The organism is Mycobacterium sp. NGS29, assembly GCF_059812965.1.
This window is the reverse complement of the sequence record NZ_JCALDR010000010.1, coordinates 45,032-62,705: the sequence shown is the minus strand read 5'-3', so window position 1 is coordinate 62,705 and position 17,674 is coordinate 45,032. Positions and strand designations below refer to the sequence as shown.

The 17,674-nt window shown below is 67.6% G+C and carries 20 protein-coding genes; 6 read left to right on the top strand and 14 right to left on the bottom strand.

Features of this window, described 5'->3' with window-relative positions; genetic code table 11:
- Nucleotides 1-3: 3 nt before the first annotated feature.
- From AC5Y5Z_RS15260 to AC5Y5Z_RS15225, 8 genes are all read right to left on the bottom strand, one after another.
- Nucleotides 4-864, bottom strand: a complete 861-nt coding sequence (locus AC5Y5Z_RS15260; protein ID WP_499925995.1) for an SDR family NAD(P)-dependent oxidoreductase — start codon at nt 862-864, stop codon at nt 4-6.
- Between the two features lie 47 nt (nt 865-911).
- Entirely contained in the window at nt 912-2,345 is a 1,434-nt protein-coding gene (locus AC5Y5Z_RS15255; RefSeq protein ID WP_463827912.1) for an aldehyde dehydrogenase family protein, read from the bottom strand.
- Nucleotides 2,346-2,478: 133 nt separating this feature from the next.
- A complete protein-coding gene (locus tag AC5Y5Z_RS15250) occupies nt 2,479-3,420 on the bottom strand; it encodes a class I SAM-dependent methyltransferase (protein ID WP_499925993.1) in 942 nt (313 codons plus the stop codon).
- The gene (locus tag AC5Y5Z_RS15245; protein ID WP_499925991.1) at nt 3,417-4,349 is read right to left on the bottom strand and encodes a class I SAM-dependent methyltransferase; all 933 of its coding nucleotides are present in this window, start codon (nt 4,347-4,349) and stop codon (nt 3,417-3,419) included. The genes AC5Y5Z_RS15250 and AC5Y5Z_RS15245 overlap by 4 nt, the downstream gene beginning before the upstream one ends.
- 76 nt (nt 4,350-4,425) lie before the next feature.
- Nucleotides 4,426-5,070 carry a TetR/AcrR family transcriptional regulator gene (locus AC5Y5Z_RS15240; protein ID WP_463827909.1) on the bottom strand — a complete coding sequence of 215 codons (645 nt, stop codon included), beginning with the start codon at nt 5,068-5,070 and terminating at the stop codon, nt 4,426-4,428.
- Between the two features lie 2 nt (nt 5,071-5,072).
- Nucleotides 5,073-6,044 carry a pirin family protein gene (locus AC5Y5Z_RS15235; protein ID WP_499925989.1) on the bottom strand — a complete coding sequence of 324 codons (972 nt, stop codon included), beginning with the start codon at nt 6,042-6,044 and terminating at the stop codon, nt 5,073-5,075.
- A gap of 119 nt (nt 6,045-6,163) precedes the next feature.
- Complete coding sequence (locus AC5Y5Z_RS15230) at nt 6,164-6,715, bottom strand: Dps family protein (protein WP_499925987.1); 552 nt, start codon at nt 6,713-6,715, stop codon at nt 6,164-6,166.
- A gap of 86 nt (nt 6,716-6,801) precedes the next feature.
- Nucleotides 6,802-7,713 (bottom strand): DNA-3-methyladenine glycosylase family protein, encoded by a 912-nt coding sequence (locus AC5Y5Z_RS15225; protein WP_499925985.1) that lies wholly within the window; start codon nt 7,711-7,713, stop codon nt 6,802-6,804.
- A gap of 98 nt (nt 7,714-7,811) precedes the next feature.
- On the opposite strand from AC5Y5Z_RS15225, the gene AC5Y5Z_RS15220 reads away from it, so the two are divergent.
- Entirely contained in the window at nt 7,812-8,156 is a 345-nt protein-coding gene (locus AC5Y5Z_RS15220) for a nuclear transport factor 2 family protein (protein WP_463828025.1), read from the top strand.
- A gap of 7 nt (nt 8,157-8,163) precedes the next feature.
- On the opposite strand, the gene AC5Y5Z_RS15215 is transcribed toward AC5Y5Z_RS15220, so the two are convergent.
- Genes AC5Y5Z_RS15215 through AC5Y5Z_RS15205 form a run of 3 tightly spaced genes read right to left on the bottom strand, consistent with a single transcriptional unit; the run spans nt 8,164 to nt 10,100 of the window.
- Nucleotides 8,164-8,538 carry a DUF427 domain-containing protein gene (locus AC5Y5Z_RS15215; protein WP_463827905.1) on the bottom strand — a complete coding sequence of 125 codons (375 nt, stop codon included), beginning with the start codon at nt 8,536-8,538 and terminating at the stop codon, nt 8,164-8,166.
- 36 nt (nt 8,539-8,574) lie between these two features.
- Nucleotides 8,575-9,597: an NAD-dependent epimerase/dehydratase family protein gene (locus AC5Y5Z_RS15210; protein ID WP_499925984.1), complete on the bottom strand. Its 1,023-nt coding sequence runs from the start codon at nt 9,595-9,597 to the stop codon at nt 8,575-8,577.
- Nucleotides 9,594-10,100 carry a nuclear transport factor 2 family protein gene (locus AC5Y5Z_RS15205; protein ID WP_499925983.1) on the bottom strand — a complete coding sequence of 169 codons (507 nt, stop codon included), beginning with the start codon at nt 10,098-10,100 and terminating at the stop codon, nt 9,594-9,596. Before AC5Y5Z_RS15205 ends, AC5Y5Z_RS15210 begins: the two co-directional genes overlap by 4 nt.
- A 59-nt stretch (nt 10,101-10,159) precedes the next feature.
- Here AC5Y5Z_RS15205 and msrA point away from each other — a divergent pair, with 59 nt between their 5' ends.
- Complete coding sequence (gene msrA / locus AC5Y5Z_RS15200) at nt 10,160-10,675, top strand: peptide-methionine (S)-S-oxide reductase MsrA (protein ID WP_499925981.1); 516 nt, start codon at nt 10,160-10,162, stop codon at nt 10,673-10,675.
- Here the strand turns inward: msrA and AC5Y5Z_RS15195 are convergent, their stop codons facing one another.
- Complete coding sequence (locus AC5Y5Z_RS15195) at nt 10,676-11,983, bottom strand: cytochrome P450 (RefSeq protein WP_499926156.1); 1,308 nt, start codon at nt 11,981-11,983, stop codon at nt 10,676-10,678.
- A gap of 128 nt (nt 11,984-12,111) precedes the next feature.
- On the opposite strand from AC5Y5Z_RS15195, the gene AC5Y5Z_RS15190 reads away from it, so the two are divergent.
- Complete coding sequence (locus AC5Y5Z_RS15190) at nt 12,112-12,717, top strand: TetR/AcrR family transcriptional regulator (protein ID WP_499926154.1); 606 nt, start codon at nt 12,112-12,114, stop codon at nt 12,715-12,717.
- A gap of 11 nt (nt 12,718-12,728) precedes the next feature.
- Nucleotides 12,729-13,772 carry a zinc-binding dehydrogenase gene (locus tag AC5Y5Z_RS15185; RefSeq protein WP_463827901.1) on the top strand — a complete coding sequence of 348 codons (1,044 nt, stop codon included), beginning with the start codon at nt 12,729-12,731 and terminating at the stop codon, nt 13,770-13,772.
- On the opposite strand, the gene AC5Y5Z_RS15180 is transcribed toward AC5Y5Z_RS15185, so the two are convergent.
- Both AC5Y5Z_RS15180 and AC5Y5Z_RS15175 read right to left on the bottom strand, forming a co-directional pair.
- Nucleotides 13,762-14,646, bottom strand: a complete 885-nt coding sequence (locus AC5Y5Z_RS15180; protein WP_499925979.1) for an alpha/beta fold hydrolase — start codon at nt 14,644-14,646, stop codon at nt 13,762-13,764. The two genes, AC5Y5Z_RS15185 and AC5Y5Z_RS15180, sit on opposite strands and share 11 nt — an antisense overlap.
- 10 nt (nt 14,647-14,656) lie before the next feature.
- A complete protein-coding gene (locus AC5Y5Z_RS15175; protein WP_499926152.1) occupies nt 14,657-15,814 on the bottom strand; it encodes a sulfotransferase family protein in 1,158 nt (385 codons plus the stop codon).
- A 91-nt stretch (nt 15,815-15,905) separates the two neighbouring features.
- Here AC5Y5Z_RS15175 and AC5Y5Z_RS15170 point away from each other — a divergent pair, with 91 nt between their 5' ends.
- Nucleotides 15,906-16,481: a TetR/AcrR family transcriptional regulator gene (locus AC5Y5Z_RS15170; protein ID WP_499926150.1), complete on the top strand. Its 576-nt coding sequence runs from the start codon at nt 15,906-15,908 to the stop codon at nt 16,479-16,481.
- Complete coding sequence (locus tag AC5Y5Z_RS15165; protein WP_499925977.1) at nt 16,478-17,590, top strand: DUF1214 domain-containing protein; 1,113 nt, start codon at nt 16,478-16,480, stop codon at nt 17,588-17,590. The genes AC5Y5Z_RS15170 and AC5Y5Z_RS15165 overlap by 4 nt, the downstream gene beginning before the upstream one ends.
- Nucleotides 17,591-17,674 lie beyond the last annotated feature (84 nt).

Below are 17,674 nucleotides of genomic sequence, written 5' to 3'. Positions count from 1 at the left end.
GTCTTACAGCTTGAAGCCAGCTTTTTGCGCGGCCGACAAGTCGGTGATCTGGCCCCAATGGTCGGCGACGTCCTCCACCGTCGGCGGCTTGTCGAAGTTCACCCCGTCGTTCTGGAACAACGCAACGCGCTGCACCTTGCCGCCACCCACCACGAACACCGACCCGTTGTCCGGGTTCTCCTCGGTGCACAGGTAGGCCACCACCGGCGCGACGAACTCGGGCGTCAGCTTGTCCAGCACTTCCTTGGGCATGATGTCCTCGGTCATGCGGGTGGCCGCGATCGGGGCGACGGCGTTGGAGTGGATGTTGTACTTGGCACCCTCGAGCGCCAGCGTGTTGATCAGACCGACCAGGCCGAGCTTGGCGGCGCCGTAGTTGGTCTGGCCGAAGTTGCCGAACAGCCCGCTGGTGGAGGTGGCCACAACGACCCGGCCGTAGCTCTGCTCCCGGAAATGCGGCCAGGCCGCACGGATCACGTTGTAGCCGCCGTAGAGGTGCACCTTGAGCACGGCGTCCCAGTTCTCCGACGTCATCTTGTGGAACGTGCCGTCCCGCAGAATCCCGGCGTTGCTCACCACCCCGTGCACGGCGCCGAACTCGTCGATCGCGGTCTTGATGATGTTGGCCGCGCCGTCGGCCTCGGCGACGCTGTCGTAGTTGGCGACCGCACGGCCGCCGCCGTCCCGAATCTCGGCGACGACCTGGTCGGCCATCGCCGAGCCGCCGCCCGTGCCGTCGCGGGCACCGCCGAGGTCGTTGACTACGACGCTGGCGCCCTCCCGGGCGAGAGTGAGGGCGTACTCACGACCCAGCCCTCCGCCGGCTCCGGTAACTACGACGACGCGATCCTGCACTCCGGGCATCAGTTTCCTTTCCGCAACTCTGCAACGCGCTCAATGGACGCCTCAGGCTAGAACAGCTTGCGAGCCAGCTTGAAGGCCCGGTCGGTGTACGGCGGATAGATCATCTTGGAGAAGTCGGGACGGGTCGGCTTGGTCAGCACCGCTTTGCGGTGGCTGAACTCGTCGAAGCCCCATTTGCCGTGGTAGGCACCCATCCCGGAGGCGCCGACGCCGCCGAACGGCAACTTGGCGGTGGACACCTGGAAGGCGAGGTGGTTGATCAGCATGCCGCCCGCGGTGACCTCTTTGATCACCCGTTCGCGGGTTTCCTTGGCCTTGGTGAACAGGTAGGCCGACAGCGGCTTGGGCCGGGCGTTGACGTAGCGGATCGCCTCGTCCAGGGACTTGACGGTGACCACCGGCAGGATCGGTCCGAAGATCTCGTTCTGCATCAACGGACCGTCCGGGTCGGGATCGACGACCACGGTCGGCTGGATACGCAACGTCGATGGGTCGCACTTGCCACCGACGGCGACGGTCGACTTCCCGTCGGACTGCGCCTCCTCGAGGTAGCCGCTCAACCGGTCGAACTGGCGCTGGTTGACGATGCGCAGACCACTCGGGTTGTCCCCGCTCCGGAACTTGGCGAGCGAGGCCCCGATCTTCTCGACGAGTTCGTCGCGGATGGTGGCATCGGCCAGCACGTAGTCGGGTGCCACGCAGGTCTGCCCGGCGTTCATGATCTTGATCCAGGCGATCCGCTTGGCGGCGACGTCGACGTCAGCGTCGGCCGCCACGATCACCGGGCTCTTGCCGCCGAGTTCCAGCGTGACCGGGGTCAGGTGCTTGGCCGCACCTTCGTAGACCTTGCGGCCGATCTCGGTGCCGCCGGTGAACAGGACGCGGTCCAGGCCCTGCTTGATCAGCTCCTGGGTGGTGGCGCCATCGCCCTCGATGACCGCGACCGCCTCGGTGTCCAGGTACTTCGGTACCAGCTCGGCCATCAGCCGCGACGACGCCGGAGCAATCTCCGACGGTTTGAGGATGACGGCGTTGCCGGCGGCCAGGGCGCCGACGGCGGGACCCAGCGTCAGGTAGAACGGGTAGTTCCAGGCGCCGATGATCAGCACCGTGCCGTACGGCTCGTACTCCACCCAGCCGCGGCCGGGCAGCTGCGGCGCCTCCAGCAGCAGGTACTTGCGGCGCATCCATTTCTTCAGCTTCTTGGCCGCATATTTGGCCTCGCCGGCGGTGGTGGCGATGTCGGCGATGAACGCCTCGACCTGGTTGCGGTCCAGGTCCTCGGCCAGAGCGGCGGCGATGGCGGGTTCGTTCTCCTCGACCAGGTTCGCCAGGGCCAGCAGCTGCTGCTTACGCCACTCGTAACTGCGGGTGCGTCCCGAGGCGAACGTGCTGCGCAGCCGGGCGACCGTACCCGCCACCGCGTCGGTGTCCGGGGTGACGTGCGCCTGCGAGGGGGCGGGTGGGGATTCGGTGGTCATCGTTGTCCTTCCTTCCCCAGGGCCCGCACGCCGTCGGCGCGCGGTCGCTCGTGGGTGATAACCGCGATCCTAGTCACCCGGCGGTAGCCGCAGTAGGACGGCGGTAGGAAAGAAAACGACGAACGCGCAGGCGCTACCGGCGCTGCGCGGTGACGAAGTCGGAAAAGGCGCTCTTGTCGTCGGCCATCGGCACCTCGGCCACCCAGCGGCCCAGCCGCTCCATCTCGTCGGCGGAGCTCACGCCCACCGCCTGCCAGCCGTTGGCGTTCAGCCAGTCGGCCACCGGCGCGCGATGCTCGTCGCGGTATATCAATTCGCCGACATCGATGGTTTCTTCCAGGCCGATCTCGTCGGCGACCTTCTTGAACCGCTCGCGCATCTGCTGGCGCCGCTCGTCGGCATGCGCGGGCGCGGTCTCGGCCGCGATCCGGCTTCCGGCCGGGCTCAGCTCGCCGACCTGGGTGAACAGCTTGTCCTGCGCCTCGGCGGGCAGGTACATCAGCAGCCCTTCGGCCAGCCACGCCGTGGGAGCCGAGGCGTCGAAGCCGGCCTCGCGCAGGGCCGCCGGCCAGTCCTGGCGCAGGTCGATGGCCACCGCGCGGCGATCGGCCGACGGCGTCACGCCGTTGTCCGCGAGGGTTTCGGACTTGAACTGCAGCACCTGGGGCTGGTCGATCTCGAAGACGGTGGTGCCGGCCGGCCAGTCCAGGCGGTAGGCCCGCGAGTCCAGGCCCGAGGCCAGGATGACGATCTGGCGGATCCCGGCGGCCACGGCGTCGCGGAAGAACGTGTCGAAGAAGTGCGTGCGCACCGCCTGGTAGCCGCGCATGTGGCGGACCATCGCGGCGGCCTCGGGGTCCATCGCTTCGACCTTGGCCGCGACGGCCGGGTCGAGCATGGCCTCCCACAGCACCCCGGCGTTGGCGTTGGTCACCAGCAGTTTGGCGAACGGGTCACGGATCAGCGCGTCGGGTTGCTCGGTTTCGACGGCCCGCGCGGCGGCCACCATCACAGCGGTGGTGCCGACGCTGGTCCTGATGTCCCAGGTGTCGTCGTGGGTGCGCAGTCCGCTCATCGTTGTGCTCCTGTCAGGTGGCCCCACATCAGGGTCGACGTGATGGCGTCGGGGACCAGGTCTTCGGGTACCGGACGGCCCAGCCGGGCCATCTCCTGGTGGTTACCCACGCTGTGCACCTGCCAGCCGTGGTCGGCCAGCCACTGCGCCGGATCCGAACGGTCCGGCTCGTGGTAGGTGAGGTCGCCGATGTTCACGTCCAGACCGAGCCGGTCGCGCATCCGGTCCCAGCGCCGCCGGTTGCCGTCGACGACCATGTTGAACGCCTCGACGGCGATCCGGCTGCCCGGCGCGCTCTGCGCCGTGCACATCTGGAACAGGCGGTCCTGGGCATCGCTGGGCAGGTAGGCCAGCAGTCCCTCGGCCAGCCACGCGGTCGGACGGGTCGGGTCGAATCCGGCCCCGGTGAGCGCGGCCGGCCAGTCGTCACGCAGATCGACCGCGACCGCGTGCCGGGTCGCGGTGGCGGCCACGCCGTGCGCACTCAGGATCTCGGCCTTGTATTCCAGCACCTTGGGCTGGTCGATCTCGTACACCTGCGTTCCCGACGGCCACTGCAGCCGGTACGCGCGCGAGTCCAGTCCGGCGGCGAGGATGACGACCTGGCGGATGCCGGCCTCGGCTGCCGCTGCGCAGTAGGCGTCGAAGTAGCGGGTACGCACGGCCTGGTAGTCGCAGCCGACCCGGTGCAGCCGCTGCCCGTGCTCGTCGCCGTCCAGCCAGGCGATGCTGGGGTCGGCCAATTGCGCCCAGGCGGGGCCGGCAGCGGAGACCAGCAGCTGTGCGAACTCGTCGCGGATCAGCGGATTCGAGCCGGCCGTTTCCACGGCGCGCGAAGCGGCGACCGCCAGGGCAGTGGCACCGACACTTTCGGTGATATTCCAGCTGTCGCCGGCGGTGCGGAGCAGGGGTAAGTGCAGGTCGGTCATGAACCGACATCTTACCTCGTAAGTTAGGCAAACTATACGCTCTGTGTGGCAGTTCACGGCGGGCGAATCAGCGCCGTCAGGACCGCTGCGACCCGGGACTCCACAAGCTGCCCCCGATCAACTGCCGCAACGTACCCAGGATGTTCTCCACCTCCTGGAAGGAGCCCACGAAGCCCGCATAGAACCCGACCCCGCACAACATCAGCAGCAACGCCTCGGCCAACCGGTCGCCGTCGATGCCAGAGGCGAGTTCTCCACATTCCAGGGCTTCGGTGACCGACCGCCGCAGGAAGTCCCGGGTGACGCGCACCGCGTCGTTTTCGACCCGCCGCAGTTCCGGATGCCGCTGGGACTCCAGTACCGCAGTGGCCAGAAACGCCGCGGTTCCCGGGTTCTCCGCGTCCGCTTCCATCGCGACGGTGATGAACGCGGCCAACCGCCCCATCAGCGTCCGTTCCCCCCGCGCCCGGTCGATGCCGGCGGTGACGACGAGTTCGTTGGTGCGGTCGGATACCTCGGTGTACAGCACGCGCTTGCTGGCGAAGTAGTGGTTGATCGCCGGCCGGGTCAGATCGGCGCGCATCGCGATGGCCTGGAACGTCGCCCCGTCGTAGCCGCGTTCGCTGAACACCTGGCGGGCCGCGCGCACGATGCGCTTGCGCGTCTCGTCAGCTTTCGCGGCGGGAGGGCGCCCGGGCCCGCGACTTGCCAGGTGCGGCATCCCTAGAGTGTGCCACCGCTACGGTGCGGCATCAGGGCGTTCGGCGGGATACTGCCGAACTTGCCGGCCTGGTAGTCCTCCAACGCCTGGATCACCTCCGACTTGGAGTTCATCACGAACGGGCCGTAGTGGAAGACCGGTTCCCGGATCGGCTGCCCGCCCAGCAGCAGCACGTCGAGCGGGGTCTCCCGGCCGGCCCGGGCTGCGACGGTGATGCGATCCCCCACCCCGAGTACGGCGAGTTGGCCCTGCTTGACCGGGTGTCCGACCGGACCGACCGACCCTTCGCCGGACAGCACATAGACCAGCGCGTTGAAGTCGCGGCGCCACGGGATGTTCAGCCGCGCTCCGCTTTCGATCGTCGCGTGGGCCATGGTGATCGGCGTGTGGGTGATCCCGGGCCCGAGACGACCGTCGACTTCGCCGGCGATGACCCGAATCAGCGCGCCGCCGTCGTCGGACGCCAGCAGCCTGGTGTCGCCGCCCTCGATGGCCTGGTAGCGCGGCGGGGCGAACTTGTCCCGCTTCGGCAGGTTCACCCACAGCTGGATGCCGTGGAAGAGTCCGCCGCTGCCGACCATCTCGGCCGGCGGGGTCTCGATGTGCAGGACACCCGACCCGGCCGTCATCCACTGGGTCGCCCCGTCGGTGATCAGGCCACCGCCGCCGTGCGAATCCTGATGGGCGAACGTGCCGTCGATCATGTAGGTGACGGTCTCGAAGCCGCGGTGCGGGTGCCAGTCGGTGCCTCGCGGCTCACCGGGCTGGTAATCCACCTCGCCCAGCTGGTCCATGTGCACGAACGGATCCAGGGCGGCGGCGCTGACCCCGGCGAAGGCGCGGACCACCGGGAAGCCGAGGCCCTCATAGCCTTTCGGACCGGTGGTGACGGATCGGACCGGGCGCTCGGTGTCCGCGGGGCCGGCCGGCGCCACCCTGGTCAAGGTGAGGGTGTCGGCGGTGATAGCTGGCATGGGTACCTCCTCGATAGCAGATACCCGATATAACCGGACCGCAGTCCGTTTATTCCGTCCAGCCGGACGCCTGTTCCTCCACGCCGGAGGAAATGCAACCCCGGCTGCGAGGCGCAGCGCTACTTGCTCTTCTTGCGCGCCGCGTTGGCGGCGCCCTTTTCGCTGGTCGCCCCACCGTGCGCCAATTCGCCACCCGAACTCTCCAGGTGGGCCCGCACGAACCACTGGAACTTCTCCAGCTGACCGGCCTGCCCGATCAGCAGATCCTGGGTGACGGGGTCCAGGTCATCGGTTTCGTCGATGGCTTTACGGATGTCCTCGATCACGCCGTTGTAGACGAGGTCCAGGGCGGCCAGATGCGCCTGGACGGTGTCGCGGCCCACCGAGTAGTCGTCCCAATCCCGATCCTCGATGATCGCGGTCGGGGTGCCCTTGGGGGACGCGCCCAGGGCTGCAATGCGCTCGGCTACGTCGTCTGCAAACCCCCGCGCCGCATCAACCTGCGGATCGATCATCTCGTGCACGCCGATGAAATTGGGACCCACCACATTCCAGTGAATGTGCTTCAGCGTCAGGTGCAGGTCGTTGTAAGTGCTCAGCTGGCGCTGCAGCAACTCGGCGAGCCGCGCACCCTGCTTGTCGGTGAGGCCTGGAATGGTGAACTGCGTCATCGATGTCCCCTCGAAAAGTCGCTTTGTGGTCCTTTGGTGTCCTTGCAGCCGGGTACCCGATGGACGATTCCCTAACCCGAATGCCGTTACAGCAAACGGATTTGCTGCACCGGCAGGCGCGGGCCGCGGCGCGGTTCGTACGCCAATCCACTGGCGTACAGCAACTGGACCACCCGATGCCGGTGCGGGCGCATCGGCTCGAGCAGCTCGACCATCTCGGCGTCGTCGATCGGGTGGCCCAGCAACGTCCAGCCGATCATCTTCGACACGTGGTAGTCGCCCACCGACAACGCATCGGCATCACCGAAGGCACGCTGCGCGGTCTCGGCGGCGGTCCATATCCCGACGCCGGGCAGCGTCATCAGCGCGGCCCGCGCCCGGTCCGACGGCAGCGCGACCAGACGTTCCAACGAAGACGCCCGTCGAGCACAACCCACCACCGTCTGCGCCCGCCCGGGATCGACGTTGGCCAGGTGAAACTCCCAGGATGGGATGTGTCGCCACGCGTCCGCCGACGGCGGCACCCGCATGCCGTCCGGCGCCGGGCCGGGCGCCGGGGTGCCGAACTTGGTCACCAGCACGCGCCAGGACCGGAATGCGTCCGCGCCCGGAACCCGCTGTTCGATCACGGCCGGGATCAAGGCTTCCAGCACCTGTCCGGTGCGGCCCAGCCGCAGGTCCGGGACGTTGCGCAGCGCGGCGGCCACGGTCGGATTCCGCGGCACGAAGTCGGTGGCGTCGTCGTCGGCGCCCAGCAGCGCCGCAAATCGCTCGGCGAACTCCGCCGCTCCGTCGCCCCACGCTTCGCAACGCGCACTGTCGTGGGCCACCCTGCTGATTCGGGCGGTGACGGGCCCGCTCGGCAGCAAACTGGTGCGCCACACAGCGCCGTCCCCGGGTACCCGACAGCACGGATCGCCGCGGCCACGCCGCAGCGGTGCCAACGTATGCCCGAAGCGGGCGGCCCCGGGGAAGGTGACGGTTCGCGTAACACTCATGGCCATGAATCTGCGGTCAATTGACCGCGAACTCCCCGCCGGGACAGGATGACGGGGTGACGACGCCCTTCGACGACCCCCAGGCCGAGCTCGCCTGGATGTTCCTGCAGAGCATGTGCGAAGGCGGCGACGTCGACGAGGGCTTCGCGCTGCTCAGCGATGACTTCACCTACTGGAGCATCGTCACCCGGGTGGAATACGACAAGCGGCAGCTGCGGAAAGCGTTCGAGCGGCGCAGGAAAGTGTTCGAGACCAACATCGATCTGCTGCGCTGCGTCAACGAGGGTGAGACGGTGGTGGTCGAAGGCCAGGTCGACGGCGCCACCGCGGACGGCACTCAATACGAGAGTCCCTTCGTCTGCATCTTCGACACCCGCGACGGGCTCATCGTGTCGGTGCGCGAGTACACCGACACCCAGTCATTGGCGAAGGTGTTCCCCTGACACGCCATCACTCAATACTGATCTCGGCTTTGCTCGGATAGAAAGCCACGTGCCCGGCGATTGCGGCGACCGCGGGGTAGGGCTGTTCGTAGAACCAGATCGCATCCTCGACCGTCTCGCCGGCGGTGGTGGTCACGCTGTAGTAGCCCGCCTCGCCCTTGAACGGGCAGTAGCTGGTGGTGTCGGAGCGGGTCAGCCGGTCCCGCGCCACGTCGGCCAGCGGAATGTATTGCACCAGCGGCAAACTGGCCTCCTGCAGGCTCAGCGCCGCGGTGCTGTCGGCGACGAGTTCACCGTGGACCCGAACCCGGACCCGGCCCTCGGTCGGCTCGATCGTGATGGGGTGCCCGGCGCTGGGTTCTTTGATTTCTGGATGGCTCATAGCCTGTGCAACGCCGAGTAGCGACCGGCATTCCCGTCAGCCGGGCTTGCCCGCCTTGCCGGTGGTGCGCATCGCCGCCCAGAACCGGGCCGCCTCCCGTATCGATTCCTCGACCGGGCGGGGTTGCCAGCCCAACTCCCGTACCGCCTTGCCGTGGTCGACGTGGGCCTCGGCGCGCATCATCCGCACCGACTCCAGGCTCAGCTCGGCGTCCTTTCCGGTGAGCTTGGCCCGCGCGCTGCCCAGCGCGCCCAGCGCGTACAGCACGGGCACCGGGATCGACCGTTGCGGTGGCCGCACCCCGGCTTCGTCGGCCGCGATGCGGACCACGTCGGTCAGCGGCATCATCTTCTCCGAGATCAGGTACTTCTCCCCGTTGCGCCCGCGCTCGGCGGCCAGGATCATCGCCCGCGCCGCGTCGTCGACGCCGACCACCTCGAGCTGAATGTCCTTCATCAGGAACGGCAGTTTGCCGAAGACCGCGCCGGCGATGAAGGCGCCGTGCGGGGTGCGGCCCCAGTCTCCGGTGCCGTAGGTGGTCGAGACGCACATGGCGACGGCGGGCAGCCCGTGCTCGGCGACGTAGCGCAACACCAGGTCCTCGGCCTGCACGCGGGACCGGACATAGGGACTCACCCGGCGGTTGCCGATCCGGTCGGCCTCGGTGGCGACGTGTCCGTGCCGGCGGTCCACCGTCGCGTAGGTGGAGGTGAACACGAACCGGCGCAGGTCGGCGTCCTTGGCCACGTCGAGGACGTTGCGCAGGCCCTCGACGTTGGTGCGGAACAGCGGCGCGGGGTCGCGCAGCCAGGCGCGGGTGTCGACGACGCAGTAGTACACGTCGTCGCAGCCGTCCATCGCCTCGCGCACGGTGGCGGTGTCGAAGACATCCCCGTGAAAGCGGGTGAGCTCGAGGTCGTCGATCGAACGGGTGTTGGCGCCGTCGCGCACCATCGCGCGCACCTGGTGCCCGTCCTGCACCAGCAGGCGGGTGACGTGCGACCCGAGGAACCCGTTGGCGCCGATCACCAACTTGGGTTTGCCACTCCCCGAGCTCATTTGGCCGCACCGTACTGCTTCAGGAAGCGCGCGGCCTCGTCGTCCAGCGTGCCGCACTCCTGCGCCTTGCGGCACCACTTCAGCGCGGCCTGCACAAAGCGCAGCGGGTTGTAGATGTCTTCCTGCCGGCGCCACAGCCCGTCGCCGGCGTAGGTGATGATCGAGATGTTCGTCGCGGTGATCACGCTGCCGTCGCCGGGGTCGCGCATCGGATTGTCGAGTTCCATGATGACGCGACCGGTGGGCTCGTCGATCACCGACCACAGCGACGGGAATTCCACCATGTGGCTGCCCGGGAAGGTGGTCATCGTCCGCTGGATCCAGGTGCGGACTTCGTCGCGGCCGTGCATCGTTCCCGCTGCGTGTTCGATGTACAGCACGTCGGGGGTGTAGTGCTGCACCCAGGCGTCCCAGTCGTGGGTTTCGGCGGCGCGAGCGACCGTCTGCTCGAACGTCGCGAAGGCCTCGACGAGTTCGCTGCGGGGGAATTCTGGGCTGCTCACGAGCCGTTACACCTCACGGGCGGAGTGTAGCCTGGGGATTCTTGCGAGGGAGGACTGAGATGACGAGCACCCGACGAGCCGTTCTTGCCGGTGGCTGCTTCTGGGGAGTGCAGGATCTGATCCGCAAGCAGCCCGGCGTGATCTCCACCCGGGTCGGCTACAGCGGTGGCGACGTCCCCAACGCGACCTACCGCAACCACGGCACGCACGCCGAGGCGGTCGAGATCGTCTACGACCCGTCGGTCACCGACTACCGCACGCTGCTGGAGTTCTTCTTCCAGATCCACGACCCGACGACGAAGAACCGGCAGGGCAACGACCGCGGGCTGAGTTACCGCTCGGCGATCTACTACGTCGACGAGGAGCAGAAGCGGATCGCCCTGGACACCATCGCCGACGTCGACGCCTCCGGTCTGTGGCCGGGCAAGGTGGTGACCGAGGTCAGCCCGGTCGGCGATTTCTGGGAGGCCGAACCCGAGCACCAGGATTACCTGCTGCGCTATCCCAACGGTTACACCTGTCACTTCGTGCGGCCCGGTTGGAAGCTGCCGCGCCGCGCTGAGGCAAATCAGTAGCTATCGGCGCCGGTGCACCACGACGCGGCCGCCGTCCTTCGGGACGAACGCGACGCCGCGGTTGTGCGAGCGTTCCCCCGGCGCATCGGTGGTCGCAAAGCTGAACTCGCGCAACACCGTTCGCAACACCACGTCCATCTCCATATTGGCGAAGGCCGCCCCGACGCAGCGCCGGGTGCCGCCGCCGAACGGTATCCACGCCGCCGGGTTCGGCTTGTTCCCCACAAAGCGGTACGGGTCGAAGCGGTCCGGGTCAGGAAACACCTCGGGATTGGTGTGGATCTGCGAAATGCTGGTCAGGATCGAGTAGCCGCGGGGTATCTCCCACTGACCCAGTCGATACATGGGCGCGTGCACCTGACGCGCGGCGAAGTCGATCACGTTGCCCACCCGCTGGACTTCCAGGATCGTCGCCTGACGCAACTCGCTGCCACCGGCGTCGGCTTCCTCGACCAGCGCGGCCAGCACCTCGGGGTGCCGGGTCACCCGCTCGAACGTCCAGGCCAGCGTCGACGCCGTGGTCTCATGGCCAGCGGCCAGCAAGGTGAGCAGCTCGTCGGCAATGTCCTTGCGCGACATCACCGATCCGTCGTCGTAGGTGCTGCGCAGCATCAGCGCCAGCACGTCGGTGCGGTTCTCGAAGTTCGGGTCGGTCCGCTCGCCCTCGATGAGTGTGTCGATCACGATGTCGTACTGCCGCCGGTAGTTGGCCAGCCGGCCCCACGGGCTGTAGCGACCGTAGTCGCGCTTGGTCTGCGGCATCAGCGCCATCCGCGAGCCGAGGGTGACCCACGGCGGGATGATGCGGCGCAGCTCGTCGAGTTCGGCACCGTCGGCGCCGAAGATCGCGCGCAGGATGGCGTTGAGGGTGATGTGGTTCATCGACGGCAACGTCGCGAAGTGCCGACCCTGCGGCCAGTTCGCCGTCTCGCGCAAGGCCTCTTCTTCGATGATCGTTTCGTATTTCTTCATGGCCTTGCCGTGGAACGGCGGCGCCAGCAGGCGGCGCCGGCGGCGGTGGTCGTCACGGTCGAGGGCGAACACCGAGCCGGAACCGAACAGCCGGCTCAGGTTCGGCTGGATGTTGCCCAGTTCCTCGGGGCTGGTGGTGAAGATCTGTTTGGCCAGTTGCGGCTCACACACCACCACCACGTGGCCGAATACCGGGATGCGGACGGTGAACACGCTGCCGTGCCGGCGGACCATGCTGTCCATGAACTGCCGGCGGCGGACGGCAAAACCCAGCCCCTGCACGAATTTGGGCGCCCGGACTGCCGGTGGCAGCCGCGGTGCGGGGGTCGTCACCATCACGTCGCTGATCGCGTCGGCGCTCATCGAGTCATCCCTCCCTACGCGGTACTGCGGCGTACCACGCCTCTATCCCGGTACGGTACTCTGTGGTACCAACCATGACAAGCGCGAAGGGCGGGTCGGACGTGACGGTTACGGCCGGCGACACGGCACTGGCCGGGCCCGACCCGTTCCGGCTCCGGCTGATGGACGGACTTGCCGACTCCATCGCAGCGCGTGGCTACCGCGCCACCACCGTCGCGCACATCGTCAGTGCGGCGCGCACCTCCAAGCGCACCTTCTACGACCAATTCCCCAGCAAGGAGCAGTGCTTCCTGGAATTGCTGCAGGTGCAATTCGGGGTGATGGCCGAGGACATCCGCGTCGCGGTCGATCCGGACGCCGACTGGCATCAGCAGATTCGCCAGGCCGTCGAAGGCTACGTCGGCCACATCGAGGCCCGTCCCGCATTGACGCTCAGCTGGATCCGGGAACTGCCGTACCTCGGTGACGAGGCCCGGCCCGTGCAGCGGCAGGGCTTGGAGCTGTTGACGAACTTGTTGATCAGCCTCAGCAGCAGCCCCGGTTTCCGGCGGGCGGAGCTGCCTCCGTTGACCTGGCCGCTGGCGGTGATCCTGGTCGGTGGCCTGCGGGAGTTGGTCGCGCTGGCCGTCGAGGACGGCCGGCCGGTCCGGGACATCGTGGCGCCGGCGATCGACGCGTCTGTCGCTTTGCTCGGACCCCGGCACTAGGTTCGGTAAGTATGCCCGCCACCATGCGCGCCGAGCGCTTCTATGCCGACACCAAAACCGTTGCGTTGGAAGATGTTCCAGTGCCCCAGCCCGGACCCGGCGAAGTGCTGGTGAAGGTGGCCTTCTGCGGCATCTGCCACTCGGACCTGAGCCTGATCAACGGAACCTTTCCGGCCCAAGCGCCGGTGGTCACCCAGGGCCACGAAGCGTCGGGCACCATCGCCGAACTCGGTCCGGGGGTGACCGGCTGGGCCGAGGGCGACCGGGTGGTGGTCGCCGCCGGCCGGCCGTGCCTGCGATGCCCGAACTGCCGGCGCGGAGACGTGGTGAACTGCCTGCGAATTCAGTTGATGGCCTTCGCTTATGACGGCGCCTGGGCCGAATACACGGTGGCGCAGGCGGCCGGCCTGACCCGGGTTCCGGACAACGTGCCGCTGGAGCAGGCGGCGATTCTGGCCGACGCGGTGTCGACACCGTTCGGTGCGGTCGTGCGCACCGGCAAGGTGGCCGTCGGCGAATCGGTGGGAGTGTGGGGCGTGGGCGGCGTGGGCACCCACATCGTCCAGCTCGCCCGGTTGGTGGGCGCGGTGCCGGTGATCGCGCTCGACATCAACCCCGCGGTATTGGAACGCGCGCTGCAGATCGGCGCAGACTTTGCGTTCGACACCCGCGACGAGGCCCTGCGGGACAAGATCGCCGAGGTCACCAGCGGCCGCATGTTGGACGTCGCATTCGACGCAGTCGGGCTCAAGGCGACCTTCGAGCAGGGCCTGGACGCGCTGACCGCCGGCGGCCGGCTGGTCGGTGTCGGGATGAGCGCCGAGTCACCGACGGTGGGCCCCACCGCGATGTTCGGGCTCACCCGCAAGCAGGTACTCGGCCACCTCGGCTACCAGAACGTCGATATCGAAACCTTGGCGAAGCTGGTTTCCTATGGGCGCCTTGATCTTTCACGTTCGATCAGCGAAATCGTGGCGCTCGAGGACATCGCCCTGGGCATTGCGAAGCTGGAACGCCAGGACGGCAACCCGATCCGGATCCTGGTCAAGCCCTGAGGAATGCGCGCAGCCGGTTCAGCACCAGATCCGGGCGCTGGTCCACGATCCAGTGTCCGACGCCAGGCACCAGCTCCACGGCGAAATCGCTGATGTGGTCTTCGTATCCGTTGGTGCCGTCGGGGGTGATCACCGGATCCTCCGTGCCGGTGAGCCAGCGGACCGGAACGTCCACCCGGGCATCTTTGTATTCGCCGCGCGACCAGCGCAGCATTTCGGTGCGCTGAAACGAGCGGTACCAGCGCGACCCGGCCTCCGCGTGACCCGGCTCGGTCATGCACTCGAGGTAGAGGCGCATGTCCTCCTCGGGCAGCCTGAAACCGCCGCCCACCCAGGACGCCAGCATGCGGGCGTAGCGGGCCTTGGGGTCGCTGATCAATCGCGGGCCGATCACCGGCAGCGAGATCGGAATCTGATACCAGAACCGCCAGAGCTTGCCCAGCGCAGCGAGGTCGCGCTTGACGAAGGGCGCTGCCGTATTGCAGCCGAAGAAGCCGGTCACCTTCTCCGGATGACGCAGCATCATGATGAACGCGGCCGGCCCGCCCCAGTCGTGCGCGACCAGCGTGACCTGCTCGACAGCCAGCGCGTCCAGCAGGCCGGCCAGGTCGTCGGCCAGCTCGCTTTTGAGGTACCGGGTCGGCGGCGCCGAACTCCAGCCCGACCCGCGTAGATCGGGGCAGAGCACGCGGTAACCGTCGGCGGCCAACGGCCCGATCAGCGCGTGCCATTCCCACCAGTTCTGCGGAAATCCGTGCACTAGCATCACCACCGGACCGTCAGCCGGGCCGGCATCCGCCACATGGATGGTGACTCCGTCGCCCAGGTCGACGAACCGGTGTTCAACGCCTTCAAGTTCGGGCATGGTGACCATCTGACAGAACCTACTGCAGGAACCGCTCCACGTAGGGCGCGAAGCGTTCGCGCAGGTCTGCTTCGTCCAATCCGAACATCTCGAATGACGTCTCGACACTGCCCAGGCGCCCCCGCTGGTGACCAGACAGGTAGCCGGCGACGGCGGCGCGCACCTCGTCGGTGAACGGTTGGTCGGCCAGCGCGTAGATCCGTTTGGCGATGCCCACTTCGTCGGCCATGAAGTCGTCGAATCGGACGTCGATGGACCGGTCGTGCCCGAAGATGTCGCGGTCGCGGACCAGGGCGCTGAGCATGCGATCGAGGCGTTCGATCCAGTATTCGGCGATCTGGTGCACCGGCACCGGGGAGCGGTGCATCCGCGCCGAGTAGGTGATCATCGCAATCATCGACAACGCCACCGGCACCGGGTCGCGGTGGGTGAACACCACGATGCTGTCCGGGAAAACCCGGTCCAGCACCGGCACCTGCTCGAGGTGCTGTGGGGACTTGAGCAGCCAGCGCCGCCCGCCGCGCAGGAATTGCATCGCCTTGAGCTGGCGGGCGAGGTAGCGGTAGTGCGGCGTCTGGTCGTGGGTCTGGTAGTAGTCGCGCCAGCGCGGCACGTGACCGAGCGTCTCGAACAGCATGGTCGAGAAATCGTTGGCCAGTAGCTGGATCTCCTCGTGGACGTGGTCGGTGGTCATCTCGTGCATCAGCGCGAAATGCGGCATGACCAGGTCGATCACGCTGACCGCAACGTCCATCCGCGCCCGGCGCTCCTCGATACCGCTTTCGGAAGGCAACGGGAACGGCTCGTTGCTCTCCCAGTACGGCATGGTGCGGAAGGTGGGTGGCGCTGCCAGCAGGTTGTGCAGGTGGGTGGTGCCGGTCCGGGGCAGGCCCGCGATCACCACCGGCGAGTGCAGTTCGATGTCGTCGATCTCAGGATGACGGCTCGTCAGGTCGGTGAGCAGCAGCCGGTTCTTGAGCATTTGCAGCAGTTGGCCGTAGAAGTTGACGACTCCGGCGTCGTGCAGGCCGTCGATGTCGCGCACCGCGGCGAGGTAGACGTCGAGGCGTTCGCGGTAGTCGTCGGGGCCGAAATCGACCAGGCCGGTGTCGGCGCTGGCCTGGGCGTGCAGTGCGTCGGAATCCAGCGGACAGTTCGCGGCCATCGCGGCCATCATGTCCAGGATCGGCTGGGCCTCGGCGCTGAACCGGGGCTGCTCTAGATCGTCGAGGCGGGTCACGCCGAATTATGTTACTTTGAGTTTCGTAATGGTTCTAGATCTGGGTCGTCCCCGTGATCCGCGCATCGACGCGGCGGTGCTCAACGCGACCGTTGAACTGCTCGCCGAAACCGGTTATCCCGGCCTGTTGGTCTCGGTGATCGCCGAACGGGCCGGCACCAGCAAGCCGGCCATCTATCGGCGCTGGGCCAGCAAGGCCCATCTGGTGCACGAGGCGGTGTTCCCGATCGGTGCTGCGACCGAAATCCCGGACACCGGAACGTTTTCCGACGATCTGCGCGAGATGGTGCGGCGCACCACCGCGGTACTCACCACACCGGCGGCCCGGGCAGCGCTGCCCGTACTGGTCGCGGAGATGGCCGCCGACCCGACGCTGCATTCGGCACTGCTGGACCGGTTCGCCGGAATCTTCGCCGGCGGACTGGCCGGGCGCCTGCACAGTGCCGTCGCCCGCGGCGAGGTCCGTCCCGACGTATCCGCCACCGAACTTGCCGAGGCGATCGCCGGTCTGACCCTGATCGCCCTGCTCACCCGGATCACCGCACTCGACGATGCCTGGGTCGAACGCACCACCACACTGCTCCTGGAAGGAATCGGCGCATGACACACGAGTCGACCGCGGCCTGGAAAGACCTGTTGGCCACCCTCGGCGAGCTGGACCGCGGCTTCCTCGAAGGCGACAAGGCCGTCACCGACGACCGCCACATCGCCGACGGCTACCGCATGCTGGCCACCACGCTCGGAGTCGCGCTGGACACCTATTTGTTCACCGAACCCGGGCGCCCGCAGTTCTTCGCGGTCAACACGCCGTTTCGCCGCGATCGCCGCTGGGGTGGCGACAACACCGATGCCTACTACTTCTGCTGTCCGGTGGACCCGCAGCGGCGCTACCGGATCAGCGGCAACAAGGGCGACAGCGTGTACTTTTCGCTGACCGCCTACAACGAACCCTCGCCGGGCGCCTGGTCGGACCGGGTGGTCTCGATCGTGCGCGACACCGACCTCGACGTGGACGCCGACGGCAACTTCAGTTTCGAGTTCCCACCGACGCCCGGCGCTGCTGTACTGATGACCAGGGACTACCAGGCCGACCCGTCCACCGGTCGCCCGGTCACCTGGGAGATCGAGGCGCTGGACACGCCGGAACCGATCCGGCACGGGGACGCCGAGACCGCGGCGCGGTTACGGGCAGCGACCACCTGGCTGCGCACCATGTTCGCGATCGTACCGCTGGCGGTGGGCGCCCGGGCCGCGGACGAGCATGCGCTGGGACACGAAGTAGGTTATGCGGCAAACCAATTCGCCGATCCCTATCAGGTGCCTGATGCCAACTTCGGCTGGTCGGCACGCGACGCGTGCTACGCCTACGGCAGTTTCGTGCTCGACGACGACGAGGCACTCGTGATCACGCACCGGCCCCCGTCGTGCCGGTTCTGGAACCTGGTGGTGTGGAACCAGTTCATGGCAACCTATGGCGCCTCGGAGGGCCCCGACATCCGCTGTTCGGTCAACGGCCACAGCGCCGTGCCCAACAGTGACGGGTCGGTGACCGTCGTGTTGTCCAATGAGGTGACCGGACACCCGAATTCGTTGACGACGCTGGGTTACCCGCGTGGCAATCTGGCCTTTCGCTGGTTCCTGGCCGACGGGGTACCGGCGCGGCCCGAGGTCGAGCTGGTAAAGCTCTCGGACGCACCTACCGAAACCGACTAGACGTCGGTGCCAGTTCGAGACTGCGACCAGGGTGACCCGATATCGGGTGACACACCCTGGCCGCAGTCTCGGCGCCACCAGTAC

Coding starts and splice junctions, on each gene's coding strand:
- AC5Y5Z_RS15235 (WP_499925989.1), bottom strand. CDS start 6,044: ATGCCAGCTATCACCGCCGACACCCTCACCTTGACCAGGGTGGCGCCG.
- AC5Y5Z_RS15255 (WP_463827912.1), bottom strand. CDS start 2,345: ATGACCACCGAATCCCCACCCGCCCCCTCGCAGGCGCACGTCACCCCG.
- AC5Y5Z_RS15225 (WP_499925985.1), bottom strand. CDS start 7,713: ATGAGTGTTACGCGAACCGTCACCTTCCCCGGGGCCGCCCGCTTCGGG.
- AC5Y5Z_RS15195 (WP_499926156.1), bottom strand. CDS start 11,983: ATGGTGACGACCCCCGCACCGCGGCTGCCACCGGCAGTCCGGGCGCCC.
- AC5Y5Z_RS15240 (WP_463827909.1), bottom strand. CDS start 5,070: ATGCCGCACCTGGCAAGTCGCGGGCCCGGGCGCCCTCCCGCCGCGAAA.
- AC5Y5Z_RS15170 (WP_499926150.1), top strand. CDS start 15,906: ATGGTTCTAGATCTGGGTCGTCCCCGTGATCCGCGCATCGACGCGGCG.
- AC5Y5Z_RS15250 (WP_499925993.1), bottom strand. CDS start 3,420: ATGAGCGGACTGCGCACCCACGACGACACCTGGGACATCAGGACCAGC.
- AC5Y5Z_RS15185 (WP_463827901.1), top strand. CDS start 12,729: ATGCCCGCCACCATGCGCGCCGAGCGCTTCTATGCCGACACCAAAACC.
- AC5Y5Z_RS15260 (WP_499925995.1), bottom strand. CDS start 864: ATGCCCGGAGTGCAGGATCGCGTCGTCGTAGTTACCGGAGCCGGCGGA.
- AC5Y5Z_RS15210 (WP_499925984.1), bottom strand. CDS start 9,597: ATGAGCTCGGGGAGTGGCAAACCCAAGTTGGTGATCGGCGCCAACGGG.
- msrA (WP_499925981.1), top strand. CDS start 10,160: ATGACGAGCACCCGACGAGCCGTTCTTGCCGGTGGCTGCTTCTGGGGA.
- AC5Y5Z_RS15180 (WP_499925979.1), bottom strand. CDS start 14,646: ATGGTCACCATGCCCGAACTTGAAGGCGTTGAACACCGGTTCGTCGAC.
- AC5Y5Z_RS15215 (WP_463827905.1), bottom strand. CDS start 8,538: ATGAGCCATCCAGAAATCAAAGAACCCAGCGCCGGGCACCCCATCACG.
- AC5Y5Z_RS15245 (WP_499925991.1), bottom strand. CDS start 4,349: ATGACCGACCTGCACTTACCCCTGCTCCGCACCGCCGGCGACAGCTGG.
- AC5Y5Z_RS15220 (WP_463828025.1), top strand. CDS start 7,812: ATGTTCCTGCAGAGCATGTGCGAAGGCGGCGACGTCGACGAGGGCTTC.
- AC5Y5Z_RS15165 (WP_499925977.1), top strand. CDS start 16,478: ATGACACACGAGTCGACCGCGGCCTGGAAAGACCTGTTGGCCACCCTC.
- AC5Y5Z_RS15230 (WP_499925987.1), bottom strand. CDS start 6,715: ATGACGCAGTTCACCATTCCAGGCCTCACCGACAAGCAGGGTGCGCGG.
- AC5Y5Z_RS15175 (WP_499926152.1), bottom strand. CDS start 15,814: ATGATGGCCGCGATGGCCGCGAACTGTCCGCTGGATTCCGACGCACTG.